Consider the following 20,520-nt stretch of genomic DNA (forward strand, 5'->3'; position numbering starts at 1 on the left):
CCCGCGTCAGCTGGGTGGCCGCGAGACGCACTGCGCCGAGTACAGCTCCACGCCCAGCTTGTCCATCAACTCCAGCTGCGTCTCGAGGTAGTCGATGTGCTTTTCCTCGTCGGCGACGATGTCCTCGAACAGGGTGGCGGTGGTGGAATCCTGCTTGTCCCGGCATAAGACGATGGCCGGCTTGAGGCGGTCCATCACCTCGTATTCGATGGCGAGGTCGGCCTCGAATTGCTCGCGCAAGGTCTGGCCGATGCGCAGCGAGAAGAGGCGCTGGTAGTTCGGCAACCCGTCGAGCAACAGGATGCGGTCGGTGATCGCCTCGGCGTGTCGCATCTCGTCGAAGGACTCCGCGCGGGTGTGCTCAGCTAACTCGGTGAAACCCCAGTTGTCCTGCATCTTGGAGTGCAGGAAGTATTGGTTGATCGCGGTGAGCTCGCTGGTCAACTGCTCGTTGAGCAGACGCAAAACTTCCGGATCCCCTTGCATTTTCACTCCTACGGTGTCTGCGGCTGGCATGTTCGACCGCGATCCGTGCGCTGGGCTGGAGCGCACAAACCCGGCCTGTAGCAGCACTTTGCCACGGCCGCCGCAAATGTTCTAGCAAGGTTTGGCTGCACTCAGTGCGTTGTCGAGCTAGTCTAAGCACCCGGTTGTTAGGTTAGACTGCACTAAGCAGGTTAGGTTAGACTCCACTAATATGCGGCTTGTTCGTTTCGCACCTCCGGCCGGGGCCCCGAGTCCCCGGGAGGCCAGGCGCGGGAGCGGCATCGGGTCGCTCGAACGACCCGTCGACGAAGGGGACGCCCACATGCGGGAGGTGCGCTGATGTACGTGTGCCTGTGCGTCGGGGCGACCAGCCAGACCGTGTGCGACGTCGTCGCGCAGGGCGCGTCGACCTCCAAGGAAATCGCCGCGGCGTGCGGGGCGGGCGGTGACTGCGGTCGCTGCCGGCGCACCCTGCGCGCGATCCTCGCCGACGCGGCGAAGTTAGAGACAGCGCCGTCGGCCTGACGCCGGAACGCCGTTTCAGCCCTTGTTGAAATCAGCCAGCGCCGCGGCGTTGGCCTGCGCGCCCATGAGCTCGGCGAAGTGCGCGTGTTCCCGCGCGGTGGCCGCCGTGATCTCGGGGCGGACCGGCTCCATCATCGTGTGTTTGACGGCCATCAAGCTCGAGATCGGCCGGGAGGCGAGGATTTCGGCGTGGTGGCGGGCCTGCGGGAGCAGCTCGTCCGGTTGGCACACCCGCCAGACGAGGCCCATCCGCAGCGCCTCGTCGGCGTCGACCCATTCCGACGACATCAACAACCACGCGGCGTTCTGCCGGCCCACCAGCTGCGGCAACAGATAGGACGACGCCGCTTCCGGGGCTACGCCCAGGCTGGTGAACGGGCACTTCAACCGGGCCGTCGACGACATGAACGCCAGATCGGCATAGCCCAGAATCGTGGCGCCGATCCCCACGCCGACACCGTTCACCGCGCAGATCAGCGGCTTGGGAAAGGCGCTGAGCGCGTTGATGAGTCCGATGAAGCCATGCTCGCCCGGGGTGAAGCCGGGGTCGGTGATGCGCGCCTGCATCTCACCCAGGTCGGTACCGGCGCTGAACCCGCGACCCGCTCCGGTCAGCAGGACCACGGCCACCTCGGGATCGTCGGCGGCGGCCAGCAGCGCCTCGGCGGTGGCGTCATAGAGGGCTTCGTTGAAGGCGTTGAGCGCCTCCGGGCGGTTCAGCGTGAGGGTGCGCACCCGCTTGTCGTCGTCGATCTGCAGCGTCACCCCCGCAGCGTAGCGAGGCTAGCCGTTGCTGTAGACGCGGGTCGGGGCGATCAGCACCACGGCGCGCCCCTCGGAAGCCATCACCCGGTCGTACTCGTCCCAGTTGTCGTGGGTACCGCCCGCCGCAACGAACACATCGCGCAGCAGGACTCGCAACCGATCGGGATCGGTCAGCCACGGCCGGGTGTCGTCGGGGCCGACCAGCTCCGCGCGGCCCTCGACCGTCGCCCACTGCCACCCGTTACGGAAGGTGATGGCCAACTGCGGCCGGGCCCGCAGGTTGGCCAGTTTGACTCGTCCGTAGGTGGTAAACCCCAGCACCGGTTGACCATTCGCCGGGTGCGACAACAGGCCCACGTTGACCAGTGACGCCTGCACGGTCCCGTCAGCCCGGACGGTCGATACCACCGCCAGTCCGTTCTCCGCCGCGGCCAATGCCACGGCGTCGCGCAGTGTCGTCATCCGGTGTCCTCAGTCCGTGAACGGCGTGCTGATGACGTAGCGGCTCGTCGGCACGGTGTCGATGTTCTCGTTGGCGCCAAAGGCCGTCGTGCTGGCCACCATTCGTCCTAACCGGTGTTGGAGATCGTTGTCGTCGGCGGCTCCGAAAAATGCCCGAAGATCGGTGATCGCCTCCGCGGGAAACAACTCCTCGACGATGCCGGCGATTCCCGGCGCGTCTTCGGTGAGCGCGCGCACCACCCAATTCTGGGTGTAGCCGAACGTCGACTGTGTCTCGATGGCTACCGGTGTATGGTCGCGTTGCCAACGGGTCAGCCACGTCGCCTGGTCCATGCCCGCGGGCCGACGCAGCAACGCGATGTTGGCCAAACCCGGTGTGCGGGAACCGGACTCGACGGCGGGCGCGCTCAGCGGGACCGATTCCGTCACCAGGTACGCGGCGAGCTGCTCACACTCCTTTGCCAGCAGCTCGAGCGCGGACGTCATCTGCTCGCCGTAGCACTGCTGCGTCCACATGCTCACCACCGCGGCGACCGGTGGGTCCAGCGTCGTGAGCGTCATCAACGACTGGCGCACGGCGTCGTCGCGGACGTTGACCGACAATCCGGGCACACCCAGCTCCAGCAGCGCATCCGCGACCGCCCCCCGCTGCCGGGCGCACCAATCGTCGTCGGAGTCGGCGCGCATGAGCACCGCGATTACCTTTTCCATAGGCCGAACCTACCGGTGCGGGCCCGCCGGATAGGCCTACTTCACCGGGCGCACCTGATGCTGGCCGCTGATCAGCTTCCCGATGAGCCCGGCCAGCTGACGGTAGGACTCGTCGCGCCCGCTCGACGAGCGGTAGACCAAGCCGATTCGCCGGCCCGGGCGCGGCGCCGCGAACTGCGCCAGGCCCAGGCGGCTTCTCGAGGCCTCGACGGGCACCGCGCTCTGCGGAATCAGCGTGACGCCCAAACCGCCCGTCACGCATTGCACCGCGGTCGCCAGTGAGGCCGCCCGCGTGTTGGCCAGCTCCGCCCGGACCCCGGCCTTGTGGCAGACATCCAGCGCCTGATCGCGCAGGCAGTGCCCCTCGTCCAGCAGTAGCAGCGGCAGGTCGGCCAGCGCCGTCGCCGGAACCCGGCGCTTGCCCGCCAGCGGATGGCCGGGTGGCAGGGCGAGGACGAAATCCTCGTCGTAGATGGGGATCGCGCTGACCCCGGCGCCCTCGGCGGGCAAGGCGATCAATGCCGCATCCAATGCCCCTTCGCGCAAGACCGCCAACAACCGCTCGGTCTGGTCTTCGGTCACCCGCAGCGCCAGCCCCGGAAGCTGCTCGGCCACCCCGGCCAGTACGGTCGGCAGCACGTAGGGCGCAACCGTGGGAATCAGGCCCAGCCTCATGCCGGCCCGCAACGGATCCGAGGCGCCCGCCGCCGCGGCGGTGAAGGCGTCGGTCGCCTCGACGACGGCCTGGGCGCGCGGCAACAGCTCCGTACCCTGGGGTGTCAAGAAGACACGCCGGGTCGAGCGCTCGACGAGGCGGGTGCCCAAGCCCGCCTCCAGCGCCGAGAGCGCCTGCGACAACGTCGACTGGCTGACGCCGAGAGCCGTTGCGGCACCGCTGAATTGATGCTTCTCGGCCACCGCCACGAACGCGCGCAGGCCGGCGATCGTCGGCTGATAACTCTTATCGGTCATACCTATAAGTGTAGTGGGAAATATCACCTTTACTTCAACCAGGGTACGCGGCAACATGGTGGAAGAAAGCTAATCTTGAGTAAATCCAGATAAGGAGCGATATGCCTCTGCTGACCATCGGCGACCAGTTCCCCGCCTACGAGCTCACCGCGTTGATCGCCGGCGATCTGTCCAAGGTCGACGCCAAGCAGCCCGGCGACTACTTCACCACCATCACCAACGAGGACCACGCCGGCAAATGGCGCGTGGTGTTCTTCTGGCCGAAGGACTTCACCTTCGTGTGCCCGACCGAGATTGCCGCCTTCGGCAAGCTCAACGACGAATTCGCCGACCGCGACGCGCAGGTTCTGGGTGTGTCGATCGACAGCGAGTTCGTCCACTTCAATTGGCGTGCGCAGCACGAGGACCTCAAAAAGCTGCCCTTCCCGATGCTCTCGGACATCAAGCGGGAGCTGAGCCTGGCCACCGGTGTGCTCAACGCCGACGGTGTGGCCGACCGGGCGACCTTCCTCGTCGACCCCAACAACGAGATCCAGTTCGTCTCGGTCACCGCGGGTTCGGTGGGCCGCAACGTCGAGGAAGTGCTGCGCGTGCTGGACGCGCTGCAGTCCGACGAGCTGTGCGCGTGCAACTGGCGCAAGGGCGACCCGACGCTCGACGCCACCGAGCTGCTCAAGCAGTCGGCCTGATCCGGGGCTGATCCCGTAGGGTCTGAAGAGGAGGCGAGATGAGCGTAGAGAACCTCAAGGAAGCGCTGCCGGAGTACGCCAAGGACCTCAAGCTCAACCTGGGTTCGATCACCCGTACGACCGAGCTCGACGAGGAGCAGCTGTGGGGCACGCTGTTGGCGAGCGCCGCGGCGACCCGGAACACGCAGGTGCTCAGCGAGATTGGCGCGGAGGCGGCCGACATTCTGTCCGCCGAGGCGTACAACGCGGCGCTGGGAGCCGCATCGGTCATGGCGATGAACAACGTGTTCTACCGTGGCCGGGGTTTCCTCGACGGCAAGTACGACGACCTGCGCGCGGGATTGCGGATGAACATCATCGCCAATCCCGGTGTGGAGAAGGCGAACTTCGAGCTGTGGTGCTTCGCAGTGTCCTCGATCAACGGATGCCCGGATTGCGTGGCCGCCCACGAGCACACGCTGCGCGAGGCCGGTGTCAGCCGCGAAACCATCCAGGAGGCGCTGAAGGCCGCGGCGATCGTTTCCGGCGTGGCCCAAGCGATCGTCGCTTCCCAGACGCTGGCGACCGTCGGCTGATCGCGCCGTCGTGACCAGCGCCGTGTCCGGACCCGACTGGGTCCAGCACGCCATCTGGTGGCAGGTCTACCCGCTGGGGTTCGTGGGCGCGTTCCCCGTACCGCAGTCAAACGAGCCGCCGCAACCGCATCAACACCGGTTGCGGCGGCTCGTCGACTGGTTGGACCACGCCATCGAACTCGGGGCGTCCGGCATCGCGCTGGGCCCGATCTTCGCCTCGCGCACACACGGTTACGACACCACCGACCACTACCGCATCGATCCCCGGCTCGGCGACGACGCCGATTTCGACCACCTCGTCGCCGAGGCGCACCGACGCGGCCTGCGCGTCCTGCTCGACGGCGTGTTCAACCACGTCGGGGTGGATTTTCCGCGCCACCGCGAGGCCGCCGAGGACGACGCCGCCGCGCGCTGGTTCCGCGGACGTCCCGGGCGCTTTCACACGTTCGAAGGCCACGACGGGCTGATCACCCTCAACCACGACAACCCCGCCGTCGTCGACTACACCGTCGAGGTGATGGCGCACTGGTTGGGCCGCGGCGCCGACGGCTGGCGCCTCGACGCGGCTTATGCAGTGCCACAACACTTCTGGGCCTCGACCCTGCCCCGGGTGCGCGAGCGCTATCCGGATGCCTGGTTCGTCGGCGAACTCATCCACGGCGACTACGCCGCGGTCGTCGACGCCGCCACCTTCGACTCGGCCACCCAATACGAGCTGTGGAAGGCGATCTGGAGCAGCCTCAACGACGGCAACTTCTTCGAGCTGGACTGGGCGCTGCAGCGCCACAACGACTTTCTGAGCCGCTTCGCGCCCCTGACCTTCATCGGCAATCACGACGTCACCCGCATCGCCAGCCAGCTGGACAACCCCGCGCATGTGGCCCACGCGCTGGTGCTGCTGCTCACCATCGGCGGGGTGCCCAGCGTCTACGCCGGCGACGAGCTCGGGTTCCGCGGCGTCAAGGAAGAACGGTTCGGCGGCGACGACGCCGTGCGCCCCGAATTCGGCTCTCCCCCACTGCAACTGGATGACTTCGGCGTCCAGACCTGGGGGCTGCACCAGTACCTGGTCGGGCTGCGACGGCGCCACCCCTGGCTGCACGCGGCGTCCACCACCGCGTTACGGCTGAAAAACCGGCACTACGTCTACGAGGCGCGCAACGGCGACGACGCCCTGCTGGTGGTGCTCAACATCGACGACGAACCCCTGCACGTGTCGCTGCCGGAGCTGGGCCCGGGGCGCGCGCAGGTCATCGGCGGATCGGCGGCCCCGCCGCCGGAGGTCGTGGACGCTGTCGCCGTCGAGCCGCACGGGTGGCGGATCCTAAGCTCGGTCTAGGCGCTCGCACGTCAGCGCGTCCTGGCGGCCGTCGTAATACTTGTCGAGCACCGCGACGAAGTCCTCGTCGTCCTCGGTGGCGTGGGCGAACAGGGTCATCGACGAGCACAGTTTGAGGTCGTCCGGCGAGCCGAAGATCTGCCCGATCGAGCGCCCCTGCACCGCGGTGACCAGTCGGGCGCACTCCCGCAACCGCGGCCCCAGCAGCTCATGACGCAGGTACGCCCGAGCCTCGTCCAGCGAGGAGATGCCGTAATGGAGCGCGGTCGGGCTGCCGCCCAGGCCGCGCAGTTGGGGGAAGACGAACCACATCCAGTGGCTGCGCTTTCGTCCGGCCCGCAGCTCGTCGAGGACGTCGCCGTACACCGGCTCTTGCGCGTCCACGAAACGCTGGAGATCGAACGGGTCGCCTGCAGATGTCACCTGACTACGGTTGCACATTATGGAACTCGAAAGACGGAAGGCCGTTCGCCGACGAGTACCCAAAGTGCGCGATCTCGCCCCGCTCATGCAGTTCAAGCGGCCCGAGCTGAACGCGACCAAGCGGCGGCTCGACGCCGCCTACACCATCGAAGACCTGCGGCGCATCGCCAAGCGGCGCACCCCGAAGGCGGCGTTCGACTACACCGATGGCGCGGCCGAAGACGAGCTGTCCATCGAACGCGCCCGACAAGCCTTCCGCGACATCGAATTTCATCCGGCGATCCTGCGCGACGTCTCCCAAGTGACCGCGGGGTGGGATGTCCTCGGCCAGCCGGTCGTGCTGCCGTTCGGGATCGCACCGACCGGATTCACCAGGCTCATGCACACCGAGGGCGAGATCGCCGGCGCGCAGGCGGCGGCCAGGGCGGGGATCCCGTTTTCGCTGTCCACGTTGGGCACCTGCGCGATCGAGGACCTCGTCACGGCCGTGCCCCAAGGCCGAAAGTGGTTTCAGCTCTACATGTGGCGGGACCGCGAACGCTCGATGGAGCTGGTCAGACGCGCCGCCGAGGCCGGCTTCGACACCCTGCTGGCCACCGTCGACGTCCCGGTCTCCGGCGCACGGCTGCGCGACAACCGCAACGGCATGACGATCCCGCCCACGCTGACGCTGCGCACCGTGTTGGACGCGGTGCCCCACCCGAAGTGGTGGTTCGACCTGTTGACCACCGAACCTTTGGCGTTCGCGTCGCTGGACCGCTGGCCCGGCACGGTCGCCGAATACCTGAGCACGATGTTCGATCCCAGCCTGACCTTCGATGACCTGGAGTGGATCAAGGAGCAGTGGCCGGGCAAGCTCGTCGTCAAAGGGATTCAGACGCTTGACGATGCCCGCGCGGTCGTCGACCGCGGTGTCGACGGGATCGTGTTGTCCAATCACGGTGGGCGCCAACTGGATCGGGCCCCGGTGCCGTTTCACCTGCTGCCGACGGTGGCGCGCGACCTGGGTGAGCACACCGAGATCCTGGTGGACACCGGCATCATGTCGGGCGCCGACATCGTCGCGGCGATCGCGCTGGGCGCCCGGTGCACGCTGGTCGGTCGGGCCTACCTCTACGGCCTGATGGCCGGCGGTGCGGCCGGGGTGAGCCGCGCCATCGACATCCTCGCCGAGGGAGTGATCCGCACGATGCGCCTGCTCGGCGTCACGTGCCTCGAGGAGCTCTCGCCCCGGCACGTTACGCAGTTGCGGCGCCTGGGGCCCGTGCCGCCGGTGTGAGGCCGGCCGCACCCCCGCGATGGCCGGGGCGCGCGGGAACAAACCGGCGCCGGGCTGGGTTAAGCGCATCAGACTCAACTTTTGGAGGATTTGATGGCTGAAGCCAAGTCGGTGCCGGTGCTGTTTGTCACCGACACCATCGTGCTGCCCGGAATGGTGGTGCCGATCGCGCTGGACGACGCGGCCCGCGCGGCGATCGACGCCGCCCAGGCCAGCGAGTCGGGACAGCTGCTGATCGCCCCCCGGCTCGAGGACCGGTATCCCTCCCACGGCGTGATCGCGAAGATCCTGCAGGTCGGGCGCATCGCCGGTGGCGGCACCGCCGCGGTGGTGCGCGGCGAGCGCCGGGCACAGATCGGGGCGGGCGCATCCGGCCCCGGGGCGGCGCTGTGGGTCGAGGTGACCGAGGTCCCCGAGGCCGAGGCGACCGACGAGGTCAAGGCACTGACCGCGGAGTACAAGAAGCTGCTGCTGGCCATGCTGCAAAGACGCGAGGCCTGGGAGATCATCGATTACGTCAACCGGCTGTCCGATCCGTCGGCGCTGGCCGACACCTCGGGGTACGCGTCCTACCTGAGCAACGCGCAGAAGCGCCAGCTGCTGGAGACGGTCGACGTCGCCGAGCGGCTGCGCGTGCTGATCGACTGGACCAGCGACCACCTCGCCGAGGTCGAGGTCAGCGACAAGATCGCAGAGGACGTGCGCGAGGGCATGGAGAAGACGCAGAAGGAGTTCCTGCTGCGTCAGCAGCTGGCCGCCATCCGCAAGGAATTGGGCGAGGGCGAACCCGATGGTTCGGACGACTACCGGGCCCGCGTCGAGGCCGCCGAGCTGCCCGAGAAGGTGCGCGAGGCCGCGCTGCGCGAGGTCGGCAAGCTGGAACGCTCGAGCGACCAGAGCCCGGAGAGCGGCTGGATTCGCACCTGGCTGGACACCGTGCTCGACCTGCCGTGGAACGTCAAGACCGAGGACTCCACCGACCTCAAGGCGGCGCGGGAAGTCCTTGACGCCGATCACCACGGGCTGGATGACGTCAAGGATCGCATCGTCGAGTACCTGGCCGTGCGGGCGCGCCGCGCCCAACGCGGGCTGCAGGTGGTCGGCGGGCGCGGCTCCGGTGCGGTGATGGTGCTGGCCGGTCCCCCCGGCGTCGGCAAGACGTCGCTGGGCGAGAGCGTGGCCCGGGCGTTGGGCCGCAAGTTCGTGCGCGTCGCCCTGGGCGGTGTGCGCGACGAGGCCGAGATCCGCGGGCACCGTCGTACCTACGTGGGCGCGTTGCCGGGCCGGATCGTGCGCGCGATCGGTGAGGCGGGATCGATGAATCCCGTTGTGCTGCTGGACGAAATCGACAAGGTCGGTTCCGACTACCGCGGCGATCCGAGCGCGGCGCTGCTCGAGGTGCTCGACCCGGCGCAGAACCACACCTTCCGCGACCACTACCTGGATCTGGACCTGGACCTGTCCGATGTGGTGTTTTTGGCGACGGCCAACGTGATCGAGAACATCCCGTCGGCCTTGCTGGATCGTATGGAGCTGGTGGCCATCGACGGCTACACCGAGGACGACAAGGTCGCCATCGCGCGGGACTACCTGCTGCCCCGGCAGCGGGACCGCGCGGCGCTGACCGAGGACGAGGTGGCGGTGAGCGACGCGGCGCTGCGCAAGATCGCCGCCGACTACACCCGCGAGCCCGGTGTGCGACAGTTCGAACGGCTGCTGGCCAAGGCGCTGCGCAAGGCGACCACCAAGCTGGTTGACGATCCGCGACCGATCACCATCGACGAGCCGGATCTGGTTGACTACCTGGGCCGTCCGCGGTTCATGCCGGAATCGGCCGAACGCACGGCGGTGCCCGGTGTGGCCACCGGCCTGGCCGTCACCGGCCTCGGTGGCGATGTGCTCTACATCGAGGCCGGCTCCACCGACGGTGACCCGGGCCTGCAACTGACGGGTCAATTGGGCGACGTGATGAAGGAGTCGGCGCAGATCGCGCTGTCCTACGTGCGCTCGCACGCCGCCGAGCTCGGTGTGGATCCCAAGACGCTGGACCGGCGCATCCACGTCCACGTGCCCGCGGGGGCGGTGCCCAAGGACGGCCCGTCGGCCGGTGTCACCATGGTGACCGCCTTGGTCTCGATGGCCACCGGACGCCAGGTCCGCTCCGACGTCGGCATGACCGGAGAGGTCACGCTGAACGGCCGGGTGCTGCCCATCGGCGGGGTGAAGCAAAAGCTGCTGGCCGCCCAACGTGCCGGGCTGTCAACGGTTTTCATTCCGCAGCGCAACGAGCCGGATCTCGATGACGTGCCCGCCGAGGTGCTCGAGGCGCTGGACGTGCGGCCCATGACCGACGTCGCCGAGATCGTGGCCCAGGCGCTCGAACCGGCGGCCTCGGCCGCCACGGCCGCGGCCTGATCGGGGCGCCGGGCGTGACCCGGGGCTTTCCCCGCGGTCACGCCCGGCGTTGAATGAACCCGTGACTCTCAAACGACAAGTGGTCCACCGTGTTCAACGCCTGCTGGTCAACCCGGTCGGCCGGCAGCTGCCGATGACCATGCTCGAAACCACCGGACGCAAGAGCGGGCAGCCGCGGCGCACCGCGGTGGGCGGGCGCGTCGTGGACAACCAGTTCTGGATGGTCTCCGAACACGGCGAGCACTCGGATTACATCCGCAATATCAAGGCCAATCCGGCTGTGCGGGTGCGTGTTGGCGGCACGTGGCGCCACGGCACCGCCCACCTCCTGCCCGAAGACGACGCGGTGCAGCGCCTGGGCAACCTGCCGCGGCTGAACAGCGCGATGGTGCGCCTGATGGGCAGCGACCTGCTCACCGTCCGGGTCGACCTGGACTGAACCCGCGGATGGCCTACGACGAAGACCTGGCCAACCGGATCCGCGAACTCCTCGCGGGCGGGCCCGGCATCGACGAGAAGCGCATGTTCGGCGGCCTGGCGTTCCTGGTCAACGGCAACATGTCGGTGGCCGTCAGCGGCCAGGGCGGACTGTTGGTGCGGGTGCCGCGCGAGGACACCGACAAACTCGCCGGGCGCGCGCACGTCAGCCCCATGGTGATGGCCGGACGGGAAGCCCGGGGCTGGTTGCGCGTCGAGGCCGCCGGGGTGCAAACCAAACGCCAGCTTCACAGTTGGGTCAAACGCGGGGTCGACCACGCGCGCAGCCTGCCGCCCAAATAGCGGGCGCGGTTTGCCGTCGCGGCGTGGGGGTACGCGGTGCGGTATGGACAAGCGGGTGCGACGACTGCTCGACGTGGCCGGCACCACCTACGCGGCGCAGGCGCGCATCACGCTGAGCGACAAGCCGATGCCGCTGTTCCAGCTTTTGGTGCTGTGCATGCTGGCCAGCAAGCCGATCGATGCGACCATCGCCACGGCCGCCGCGCGCGAACTCTTCAAGGCGGGCCTGCGGACTCCCAAGGCCGTGCTGGCCTCGGACCGGAAAACCATGATCGACGCCTTTGGGCGCGCGCACTACGTGCGTTACGACGAGAGCTCGGCCACCCGGCTCACCGATATGGCCGAACGACTTCGCGACGACTACTCCGGCGACATGCGCGAATTGGCCGATCGCAGCGGGCATGACGTGGCCACGGCGAAACGGATGCTGAAGCAGTTCAAGGAAATCGGCGACACGGGCGCCGACATCTACCTGCGCGAGGTGCAGGACGTGTGGACCTGGGTGCGGCCGTATTTCGATGACCGCGCCACCGGCACCGCCAAGCGGTTTGGCCTACCCGCCGAACCGAAGAAACTGGGAAGCCTTGCGCCGCAGGCCAATGCGCGACTGGCCGCCGCGTTGGTCAGGGCGTCGCTGGACGCCGATGTGCGTCAGCGGGTGGCCGGCTGAGCCGCGGTGACCATACGAATCGGTACCTCGGGGTGGTCGTACAACCACTGGATCAATGTGCTGTATCCGCCGGGAACGCCGTCGGCGCGCCGGCTCGCCCGCTACGTCGAGGCGTTCGACACCGTCGAGCTGAACGCGAGTTTCTACCGGTGGCCCAAGGATTCGACGTTCGAGGGTTGGCGCGATCAGCTGCCGGACGGCTTCACCATGTCGGTCAAGGCGCATCGCGGCTTGACGCACTACCGCCGGCTGGCCTCCCCCGAACCGTGGATCGAACGTTTCGAACGATGCTGGCAGCTGCTGGGTGATCGCCACGGCGTGCTGCTGGTGCAGCTGCACCCCGAACAGCAGCGCGATGACGCGCGCCTGGACTCGTTCCTGCAACTCATGCCCGCGTCGATCCGCGTCGCCGTCGAACTGCGGCACCCGTCGTGGAATGACCCCGCGGTGTTCGAGCTGCTGGAACGCCATCGCGCCGCGTATGTGGTGATGAGTGGGCTGGGGCTCGAGTGCATTCCCCGAGCGACGACCGATCTGGTGTACATCCGGATGCACGGGCCGGATCCCGAGGCCAATTACGCCGGTTCCTACACCGCCGACGATCTGCGGCGCTGGGCCGAGCGGCTCACCGCTTGGGACGGTGAACGGAAGGACGTGTGGATGTATTTCAACAACGACCTGGGCGGGCACGCGGTCCGCAACGCTCTCGACCTGCGCGAGCTGTTGGGCTGAGCGCCCGCGAGTAGGCTGAAAATTCCACAGAACGGAGCCCCATCCATGGCCAACTCGACCAGCTTCGTCATCATCGGCGGCGGACTCGCGGCCGCCAAAGCCGTAGAAGCTTTGCGCGACAACGATTTTGATGGGCACATCATTGTGTTCGCCGACGAGGAACATCTGCCCTACGAGCGGCCGCCGCTGTCGAAGGAGTATCTGGCCGGCAAAAAGTCGCTGACCGATTTCACCGTGCAGAACTCCGACTGGTACCGCGACCACAACGTCGACCTGCGGCTCAACACGCGGGTGGCCTCCCTGGACGCCGCCGGCCACACCGTCGGGCTGCCCGACGGCACCACCGTCGGCTACGACAAGCTGTTGCTGGCCACGGGATCGGCCTCGCGCCGGCCCCCGATACCGGGGGCGGACTCCCCCGGTGTGCATTACCTACGCACCTACGAAGACGCCGTGGCATTGAATGACGTTCTGTCCGAAGGCGCTTCGCTCGCGGTCGTGGGCGCCGGGTGGATCGGGCTGGAAGTGGCGGCGGGTGCGCGCCAGCGAGGTGTCAACGTCACCGTGGTGGAAACCGCCAGGCAGCCGCTGCTGGCCGCGCTGGGCGAGACCGTCGGCGAGGTGTTCGCCACCCTGCACCGCGAGCACGGGGTGGATCTTCGCCTCGAGACGCAGGTCGCGGAGATCACCAGGGCCGACGGCTCGGCCACCGGCCTGCGGATGCGGGACGGATCGACGGTGGCCGCCGACGCCGTGCTGGTGGCCGTCGGCGCCAAGCCCAACGTCGAACTCGCCGAGCAGGCCGGGCTCTCCCTGGGCGACGGCGGGGTGCTCGTCGACGCCTCGTTGCGCACCAGCGATCCCGACATCTATGCGGTCGGCGACATCGCGGCCGCCGAACACCCGCTGTTGGGCACCCGCATCCGCACCGAGCACTGGGCCAACGCGCTCAAGCAGCCCACCGTGGCGGCGGCCGGGATGCTGGGCACACCAGGCGAATACGCGGAGCTGCCCTATTTCTTCACCGATCAATACGACCTCGGGATGGAGTACGTGGGACACGCCCCCAGCTTCGAGCGGGTGGTGTTTCGCGGTGACGTCGCCGGCCGGGAGTTCGTCGCGTTCTGGCTCGACGGCGACCACCGGGTGCTGGCCGGAATGAACGTCAATATCTGGGATGTGCTCGACGACGTCAAAGCGCTGATCCGGTCGAAGGCCGCCGTCGACCCCGACAAGCTGGCCGACCCGCAGTCACCCCTGGGCGAGCTGCTCGGCTGAGCCATCCTCGGCGGTGGTCCCGGCGCCGGAGTCGTCGGGGCTGTGCGGGACGGGCGCCCAGGCCCCGTCGATAACGTCGGGTGGGAACTGCGCCTGCAGGCGTTCGCGTTCGGTGCGGCGGCGTTTGATCCGCAGCCGTGCGTCGCCCGGCATCGTGACCAGTTCATTGCACGTCAGGTAGTACATGTCGTCGACGGCGTCGATCAGGTCCGCCTCGACGCGCAGAGATCCCAACGCGCGCAACGTCATCCGCAGTTCGTGCGTGAACCGCATCGTGGTGTCGTGGGCCAGCTCCCGCGAACCGCGCGCGTTGGCGGTAAGCCGCTCGGCCAATGTGGCGGGCGTGGGCTCGGGGGGTGGGGCCCCTGCCGCGGCGGTCAGCAACATCGTCGGGTCGTCGGCGAAGGTCTTGCTGGCCAGCTCGGCCTCGCCCGGACCGCGGTGCCCGATTCGTGCGACGACCGCGTCCACAATGGCGGCGGTCTTCGGCGACAGCGCACGAATGCTCGCGAGGTTGCCCTCGGCGGCCAGCGCGCGCAACGGCGGGTCGGCCCGCAGCGCCGACGCCAGCTCGGCGGTCTCCGCCGCGACGAGTCCGCTGTCGGTGATCATGCTGATCCCGGGCACGCTGCGCCCCGCCTGGCTGCGCGGCAGCGCCGCGGCGGTGACGCCGGTGTCGATCAACCAGAGCGCGTTGAGGATCCAGCCCTGGTGGATGCGGTCGCGCAACAGCCGCAGCCGCACTTCCAGGGCCGCTTCGGGCAGCAACGCCAGTTGGGCGGCGTCGAGGTGCTCTGCTTCCGCGGCGGCGCAATACGCCCGGGTGTCGGCCCGCAGGTGACGCAGGAGCGCGACCGACCGCCCCGCGGCGACGGCCTTGGCGACCGAGCCGAGCGCCCCGGCCGTCCAGGCCGGCTCGCCGAACGGCAGCGGATCGCCGACCTGGGGCTGGCCGACGAGGGCGTTGCGGGCGACGGCGTCCTGGTCCCAGCCGGGCAGCTGGCTGGCCGCGACCATGTTGACCGACACGCCGACGTAGGCGCGGTGGCCGAACACCGCGATGGCCCTGCTGCCCCATTCGGCATCGGCGACGCCGCCGAGGGCGAGCGCCTGTCCCAGCACCCGGCTCGCGGCGCGCAGCCCGCTCAATTGGACGTCCAGCGTGATGGGGGTGAGCGGTCCGGGCAGCGCCTCGGCCAGTGCGGCGCCGCTGAAAACCGGGAACCGCGAATCGATCTGATCGTCGAATTCGCCCTCCAGGCCTTCCGGCGCGGCCGTGCGCACGTCGTCACCGGCCGGTCGCCGAGATTGCGGCAGCACCTCGACGGGCAGCGCGAGCTGTCCCCCCTGGTTGATCGCGCCGGCGGTGTCCAGCCGGCGCCCGACGAGTCCCCGCGCGGTGTCGGCGACGGCGTCCAGCGCGTGCCAGCCGTATGAGAACATCCAGTCCTCTTGTGCCGCAGCGACATCGAACTCCGGCGTCAGCTGGGCCCAGCTGCGCACCCGATGCGGCCGGATGCGCGGGTCGGCGGCTCGCAACACGCGCCAGGCGGTGACCATGTTGACGGTGTCCGGGCTGGCGAGGTCCACCACACCGGTGCGGTCGGTATCCATCGCCAGGACCAAAAAGCGCATCAGGTCGTCGAGGTGCAGCACGCGCATGGGTTGCGCGGACACCTTGCTGCGCAACAGCGTGGCCACGGTGCGGCACACCATCCAGTCGAGCTGGCGCCCGACCGGTGGCGCGATCCGGATGACCGCGGTGGGGCCCCAGCTCGAGGACACCAGGTCCTCGGCCGGCCGATACAACTCGGGCCGTCCCGCGGCCTGCGAGACGAACACCAGGCGGGAGCCGGCGCGCGCGGCCGCATCGGTGACCCGCGCCAGCCCGTCCATGCCGGCGCCGCCGGGCGCGGTGGGGTCGATGGGTGCCAGGTGGATGACCGCGTCGGCCTCGTCGGTGAGCTCCCGCAAGACGCGGTCGCGCAGCGATGCGCAAACAAATTCGACGTTGCGGTCGAGGCAGGGATGCGGGAGCTCAGCAATGCCGGTGACCGTGTGCCCGGCAGCGATGAGCTGCCCAGCGACCAGGCGCCCGAGTGCGCCGGTGGCGTCGGTAACCAGGATGTGCACCTGGGCTCACCTCCCCCAACCCTCAGCACTCAACAATAGGCAAGTCGGCATAGGCTACGCGACCGTTACCCAGGATCGGCGCCGTTGACCTGGCGCCATACGGGTGACGGGGCTACCGCAGCGTCGCGCTGCCGTCCGCGGCGACGGCGACCTTGGCGCCACCGAGATCTTCACGCACCGAGGCCTGCACCGCGTCGGCGTCGGTGACCACGGCCAGCGCGCGCGACCCGTCGGGGGTGCGCACCGCCAGAAAGGCCTTTTCCGGCCGTCCCTCGCGGTCATACGGCGTCGTCCACGCCTCGAGGGTGCCCACGCCTTCCCATTCCACCACCGCGTCGGTCGTCGGCTCCGCGTCGACCTCTGGTTGCGTGTCCTCCCAACGGAATTCGGCCGGCGGTTCGGTGCCGTAGACACCGAAGCTGTGTTTGGTCAGGTAGCCGCCGTTGGCGGTGATCAGACCGCGCCGGCCCGGATTGGCCACCAGCAACTCCGCCATGGTGGCTATCGAATGCATCACGTAGTTGCTCCACGGGCCGCCGGCGAACGTCAGTCCGCCGGTCACGGTCAGCGGCCGGGCGGGGTCGTCGACGCTCAGCCCGAGTTCGGCCGCCGCGACTTGCACCGCGGAGGGAAAGCACGAGTACAGGTCGACGTAATCGATGTCGTCGATGCCCAGGCCGGCCAGCTCGAGCGTCCGCGCGCCGGCGATCCGGATGGCCGTGGACCGGTGCAGTTCGTGGCGCTCGGCGATGGACGGTGTGTCGTGCGCGTCGGTGCCCGCGTGCGGGTACACCCAGCGTTCGGCGGGGATCTTCAGCCTCCTGGCCTGCTCGACCGAGGTCAGAACGAGCGCCGCGCCCTGGTCGACCATGTTGTTGGAGTTCATCAACTTGGTGTAGGGCCAGCTGATCATCCGGTTCCGCGGGCCCACCCGGCGGATGTCGTCGGCACTGGACGGCGTGCGGATCCACGCGTGCGGGTTGTCCACCGCCACCGCGTTGAACCGCGCCCACAGCTCCCCGATGCGCTGGAGGTGATCGTCGATCGACTCGCCGCGCGCCACCCGCAGCGCCTGCTCGAACAGCGGATAGACGTAGGCCGGGCGGTCCAGGGAAATCCTGATCTCGGCGTCGCCGACCATCGGGACGTCGTCGCCGCTCACCTCGGCCATCGGGACCGAGCGGTCCTGTTCGGTCCACACCAGCTTGCCGCCCTGGGCCCGCAGACCCCGCCTGGTGCGCCAGGTTTCGGCGCCGGCCAGCAGCACGACGCCCGCGCGGCCGCCCTGGATGTCCAGGCAGGCCTGGTTGAGCAGCGATTGCGGCACATTGCCGCCGACCGGGCTGTACAGCGTGGTGAAATCCGAGGCGCCGATGCGCTGGCCCAATAACAGCCCGGGATCCCGATACTGGGCCGACAGGATGTTGACCACCCGGATCGAGTCGACCGCCTCGATCACCGCGGCGCCGGCGGCCCGCTCGACCGCGGCCACCATCAGGTCCATCGGCTCGACGGACCGCGTGGCCGGATCGATCTCGTCGCGGTGGTTGACCTGGCCATAGCCGATCAAAACCGGGGTCCTGGGGTCAGCGGTCATGCGTCGAACCTATCGGACCCCGGGCGTGCGGTTCGCCGCACAGTCGGGCGCGAGCGTGCGGCCGGCCGCACATTCGGGCGACCGCGGGGCGGCTCAGGCGTCGGTGGCCGGGCCGAACAGCACGCGGTCGTCGATCAGCCGCTGGATGTCGGTGGTGTTCATTCCCAGCACGTTTCGGCAGATCTCGACGGTGTCCTGCCCGGGCTGAGGTGCCGGGGCCCGCCGGGCCGCCGGAATGTGGCGGTAGGGCGCCGGTCCCGTCTCGGCGGGCAGCGGGTTCTCGATCAGCGGATGAGTCATGGCGCTGTAGACGTTTCGCGCGATCAGCTGCGGGTCCTCGAGTATGTCGGGCGGACGGTTCATCGGCCCGGCCGGAACACCCGCCGACTGCAGCAGTTCGGCGGCCCGCAGCGGGGTGCGGGTGCGGGTCCAGGCCGAGACCCGTTCCACCAACTCGTCCCGATTGTCCAGCCGCGCTTCGCCGGTGGCGAAGCGCGGGTCGTCCGCCCATTCGGGGTGGTCGAAAACCGAAGCGGCGCGCCGCCATTCGTCGTCCGTTCGGATCGAGATGACGCACCATTCGTCGTCACCGGCGCAGGGATAGACCGCGTGCAGGCTGGTGTCCTGCCGGATCCGGTCGATGCCCGCGGCCAGCGCGGCTTGCGTGACATACAGGGTGTCGAGCTGGTTGACCACGACTTCGGCCTGCGAGATGTGGACGTGGGCGCCGTTGCCCGTCCGGTCGCGGTGGATCAGCGCGGCCAGCGCGGCGATCGCGGTGACCCGGCCGACCACGTGGTCGGGGAACACCGTCGTCGCATCGTAAAACGCGTGCCGCGCCGCCTCGGTACCCTCCCCCGGGACGTCGCTCGTCCAGAGCCGGGTGACGCCGGTCGTGGCCCGCACGAGCGGGCCGTACCCCAGCCGCGCGCTCCACGGCCCCGTGTCGCCGAACGCGCTGCTCTCGGCGAGCACGATCCGCGGGTTGAGGGCGCGCAGCTCGTCGTAGGAAAACCCCAGTGCGGTAAGGGTTCCCGGCTTGAAGTTGGCGAAGACCGCGTCGGCGGTGGCGACGAGCCGGCCGAAGATCTTCTTGCCCTCGGCGCTGCGCAGGTCCAGCCCGAAACCGCGGTTGTTGCGGTGCGTCCAGGCGAAGGACTCGCTCATGGCCTCGCCGACGCGGGCCTGGCGCAATCCGTCGGGGTAATCGGCGCTCTCGATTTTGATGACGTCGGCGCCCAGGTCGCCGAATAGCCGGCTCAGCTCACCGCCGGCGACGATGATGCCCAGATCCAAAATCCGCAGTCCCGCAAAGGGATAATCGCCGAGCCGGCCGGAGGCCGACGGCACCACCGAGGGATCGCCGCGCCAGTACGGTTCGTCGTTGCCCGCGGCGGGCACCGGTGTGCGGAAACCCGCGCGCCGGCCGTCGACCACGAAATACCCGGTCGGCACGGCGGTCCGCACGCCGGGGACGAGCTCGGCCTCGGCGATCGCGCCGACCGCCTGGAAGTGATCCGAACCCAGGATCCGCGCCGGCGTCAGCACCGCGGCGATGGGCACCCCGTGCGCCTGTCCGGCGGCCACCAGATCCTTCATGCTCTGTCCGGCGAAGAGCTTCTCCAGCAGCTCGCTGATCTGCGGCCACACCGCGAATCGCGCGCCGATCACGTCGTATTTGGGATCTTGGAAGTCTTCCGGCTCCCCCAGCCAGCGCCGCAGGCCGCGCCACTGCCGGGGCGCCATCACGCACAGCCGGACGTAGCCGTCCCGGCAGGGGTAGATCGGGTAGGCGTCCTGGTTCTTCGGGCGGCCCCGCCACCGCCCGGTGCGCCGGACGCCGGCGGCGGCCTGCCCGTGCGCGCCGAAGGCCGGGTCGAGGGCCATGACGACCGCGTCGAACCACGAGAAGTCGATGTAATCGCCGGTACCGCAACGCAATCGGTTGTAGTACGCCGCGAGCGCGGCCCACGCCGCCTGGACGGCCGCGGTGGCCGACGCGATGCCGTCCGGCGGCAGCACCGGGGTGCCGATGGTGGGGCCGGACCGTGACAGCGCGCCGCACATCGCGTACAGCACCGGATCCGTGGCGCGCCACGAGGAGCGCGGGCCGGTCGCGCCGAAGTCGGTGATCGACAGCACCACCAGGTGCGGGTAGCGGGCGGCGAGCTCCTCGCCGGAGGTTCCGAACATGGCGCCGCGCTCGTCGGCGCCGGTGTCCACGACGATGTCGGCGTCGGCGGCCAAATCGAGGAAGCGGGCGCAGTCCTCGTCGTCGAACGGGTCGAGCACCGCGCTGCGCTTGTTGGCGTTGTGCACGGCGAACGGGATGCTGGCGCCGCGCAGCGTCGGCAGCGCGTCACGCGCCAGGCAGCCGCCCGGCGGTTCCACCTTCAACACGTCGGCGCCCAGATCGGCGAACAGGCGGGTCACCACGTCGGCGACCCCGCCCGACAAGTCGAGGACGCGCACGGCATCCAGCAACCCGTCGACCATCTGCACACCGTACCTGCCTGGTCAGGGCGCTGCACGGCGGGCGTTTAGCCGCCCGGCCGAGCGACGAGGCGGCCAAAAGGCCAGGTGGGCAAGCCGATTCGGTCTCCGTCCGTCCGGGTCAGCCGCAACGCTCGGTCGCGGACCCGCGCCGGCGCGGCGTGGGCTATCGTCACAGGCCGACCGCGACCCGTCG

The 20,520-nt window shown here is 69.1% G+C and carries 20 protein-coding genes; 11 read left to right on the forward strand and 9 right to left on the reverse strand.

What is annotated here, in order from left to right:
- Positions 1-6 precede the first annotated feature (6 nt).
- Positions 7-486 (reverse strand): bacterioferritin, encoded by a 480-nt coding sequence (bfr, locus tag OCQ_RS12355; RefSeq protein ID WP_008256872.1) that lies wholly within the window; start codon positions 484-486, stop codon positions 7-9.
- 339 nt (positions 487-825) lie between these two features.
- Between bfr and OCQ_RS12360 the strand changes: the two genes are divergently transcribed.
- A complete protein-coding gene (locus OCQ_RS12360; RefSeq protein WP_008256874.1) occupies positions 826-1,011 on the forward strand; it encodes a (2Fe-2S)-binding protein in 186 nt (61 codons plus the stop codon).
- Between the two features lie 15 nt (positions 1,012-1,026).
- On the opposite strand, the gene OCQ_RS12365 is transcribed toward OCQ_RS12360, so the two are convergent.
- Genes OCQ_RS12365 through OCQ_RS12380 form a run of 4 tightly spaced genes read right to left on the reverse strand, consistent with a single transcriptional unit; the run spans position 1,027 to position 3,921 of the window.
- Entirely contained in the window at positions 1,027-1,776 is a 750-nt protein-coding gene (locus OCQ_RS12365) for an enoyl-CoA hydratase/isomerase family protein (RefSeq protein WP_014384730.1), read from the reverse strand.
- Between the two features lie 18 nt (positions 1,777-1,794).
- Positions 1,795-2,238 carry a TIGR03618 family F420-dependent PPOX class oxidoreductase gene (locus OCQ_RS12370; RefSeq protein WP_014384731.1) on the reverse strand — a complete coding sequence of 148 codons (444 nt, stop codon included), beginning with the start codon at positions 2,236-2,238 and terminating at the stop codon, positions 1,795-1,797.
- A gap of 9 nt (positions 2,239-2,247) precedes the next feature.
- On the reverse strand, positions 2,248-2,949 hold the full coding sequence (locus tag OCQ_RS12375) for an EthD domain-containing protein (RefSeq protein WP_014384732.1): 702 nt from the start codon (positions 2,947-2,949) through the stop codon (positions 2,248-2,250).
- A 36-nt stretch (positions 2,950-2,985) separates the two neighbouring features.
- Positions 2,986-3,921 carry a hydrogen peroxide-inducible genes activator gene (locus OCQ_RS12380; RefSeq protein ID WP_009953016.1) on the reverse strand — a complete coding sequence of 312 codons (936 nt, stop codon included), beginning with the start codon at positions 3,919-3,921 and terminating at the stop codon, positions 2,986-2,988.
- A gap of 101 nt (positions 3,922-4,022) precedes the next feature.
- Between OCQ_RS12380 and OCQ_RS12385 the strand changes: the two genes are divergently transcribed.
- Genes OCQ_RS12385 through OCQ_RS12395 form a run of 3 tightly spaced genes read left to right on the forward strand, consistent with a single transcriptional unit; the run spans position 4,023 to position 6,524 of the window.
- Positions 4,023-4,610, forward strand: a complete 588-nt coding sequence (locus OCQ_RS12385; protein ID WP_008256883.1) for a peroxiredoxin — start codon at positions 4,023-4,025, stop codon at positions 4,608-4,610.
- A gap of 38 nt (positions 4,611-4,648) precedes the next feature.
- Positions 4,649-5,185, forward strand: coding sequence for an alkyl hydroperoxide reductase (locus OCQ_RS12390; protein WP_009953017.1), 537 nt, complete (start codon positions 4,649-4,651; stop codon positions 5,183-5,185).
- Between the two features lie 10 nt (positions 5,186-5,195).
- The gene (locus tag OCQ_RS12395; RefSeq protein ID WP_014384733.1) at positions 5,196-6,524 is read left to right on the forward strand and encodes an alpha-amylase family glycosyl hydrolase; all 1,329 of its coding nucleotides are present in this window, start codon (positions 5,196-5,198) and stop codon (positions 6,522-6,524) included.
- Here OCQ_RS12395 and OCQ_RS12400 read toward each other — a convergent pair.
- Positions 6,510-6,947, reverse strand: a complete 438-nt coding sequence (locus OCQ_RS12400; RefSeq protein WP_041784974.1) for a DUF1810 domain-containing protein — start codon at positions 6,945-6,947, stop codon at positions 6,510-6,512. The genes OCQ_RS12395 and OCQ_RS12400 overlap by 15 nt on opposite strands.
- A 19-nt stretch (positions 6,948-6,966) precedes the next feature.
- On the opposite strand from OCQ_RS12400, the gene OCQ_RS12405 reads away from it, so the two are divergent.
- From OCQ_RS12405 to OCQ_RS12435, 7 genes are all read left to right on the forward strand, one after another.
- Positions 6,967-8,226, forward strand: a complete 1,260-nt coding sequence (locus tag OCQ_RS12405; RefSeq protein WP_014384735.1) for an alpha-hydroxy acid oxidase — start codon at positions 6,967-6,969, stop codon at positions 8,224-8,226.
- A gap of 93 nt (positions 8,227-8,319) precedes the next feature.
- Positions 8,320-10,641, forward strand: coding sequence for an endopeptidase La (lon, locus tag OCQ_RS12410; protein ID WP_179293458.1), 2,322 nt, complete (start codon positions 8,320-8,322; stop codon positions 10,639-10,641).
- 61 nt (positions 10,642-10,702) lie between these two features.
- The gene (locus OCQ_RS12415) at positions 10,703-11,080 is read left to right on the forward strand and encodes a nitroreductase family deazaflavin-dependent oxidoreductase (RefSeq protein ID WP_041784976.1); all 378 of its coding nucleotides are present in this window, start codon (positions 10,703-10,705) and stop codon (positions 11,078-11,080) included.
- Between the two features lie 8 nt (positions 11,081-11,088).
- Positions 11,089-11,421, forward strand: coding sequence for a TfoX/Sxy family protein (locus OCQ_RS12420; RefSeq protein ID WP_014384737.1), 333 nt, complete (start codon positions 11,089-11,091; stop codon positions 11,419-11,421).
- 43 nt (positions 11,422-11,464) lie between these two features.
- On the forward strand, positions 11,465-12,091 hold the full coding sequence (locus OCQ_RS12425; RefSeq protein WP_014384738.1) for a hypothetical protein: 627 nt from the start codon (positions 11,465-11,467) through the stop codon (positions 12,089-12,091).
- A 6-nt stretch (positions 12,092-12,097) separates the two neighbouring features.
- Positions 12,098-12,823 carry a DUF72 domain-containing protein gene (locus OCQ_RS12430; RefSeq protein ID WP_014384739.1) on the forward strand — a complete coding sequence of 242 codons (726 nt, stop codon included), beginning with the start codon at positions 12,098-12,100 and terminating at the stop codon, positions 12,821-12,823.
- A gap of 45 nt (positions 12,824-12,868) precedes the next feature.
- The gene (locus OCQ_RS12435) at positions 12,869-14,101 is read left to right on the forward strand and encodes an NAD(P)/FAD-dependent oxidoreductase (protein WP_014384740.1); all 1,233 of its coding nucleotides are present in this window, start codon (positions 12,869-12,871) and stop codon (positions 14,099-14,101) included.
- On the opposite strand, the gene OCQ_RS12440 is transcribed toward OCQ_RS12435, so the two are convergent.
- From OCQ_RS12440 to OCQ_RS12450, 3 genes are all read right to left on the reverse strand, one after another.
- A complete protein-coding gene (locus OCQ_RS12440) occupies positions 14,075-16,234 on the reverse strand; it encodes an NAD-dependent epimerase/dehydratase family protein (protein WP_014384741.1) in 2,160 nt (719 codons plus the stop codon). The two genes, OCQ_RS12435 and OCQ_RS12440, sit on opposite strands and share 27 nt — an antisense overlap.
- Positions 16,235-16,346: 112 nt before the next feature.
- Complete coding sequence (locus tag OCQ_RS12445; RefSeq protein WP_014384742.1) at positions 16,347-17,831, reverse strand: acetyl-CoA acetyltransferase; 1,485 nt, start codon at positions 17,829-17,831, stop codon at positions 16,347-16,349.
- Between the two features lie 93 nt (positions 17,832-17,924).
- Complete coding sequence (locus tag OCQ_RS12450) at positions 17,925-20,333, reverse strand: CaiB/BaiF CoA-transferase family protein (protein ID WP_014384743.1); 2,409 nt, start codon at positions 20,331-20,333, stop codon at positions 17,925-17,927.
- Between the last annotated feature and the right edge of the window lie 187 nt (positions 20,334-20,520).

The sequence above is a fragment of the Mycobacterium paraintracellulare genome (assembly GCF_000276825.1).
In the GTDB taxonomy this organism is placed as follows: Bacteria; Actinomycetota; Actinomycetes; order Mycobacteriales; family Mycobacteriaceae; genus Mycobacterium; species Mycobacterium intracellulare.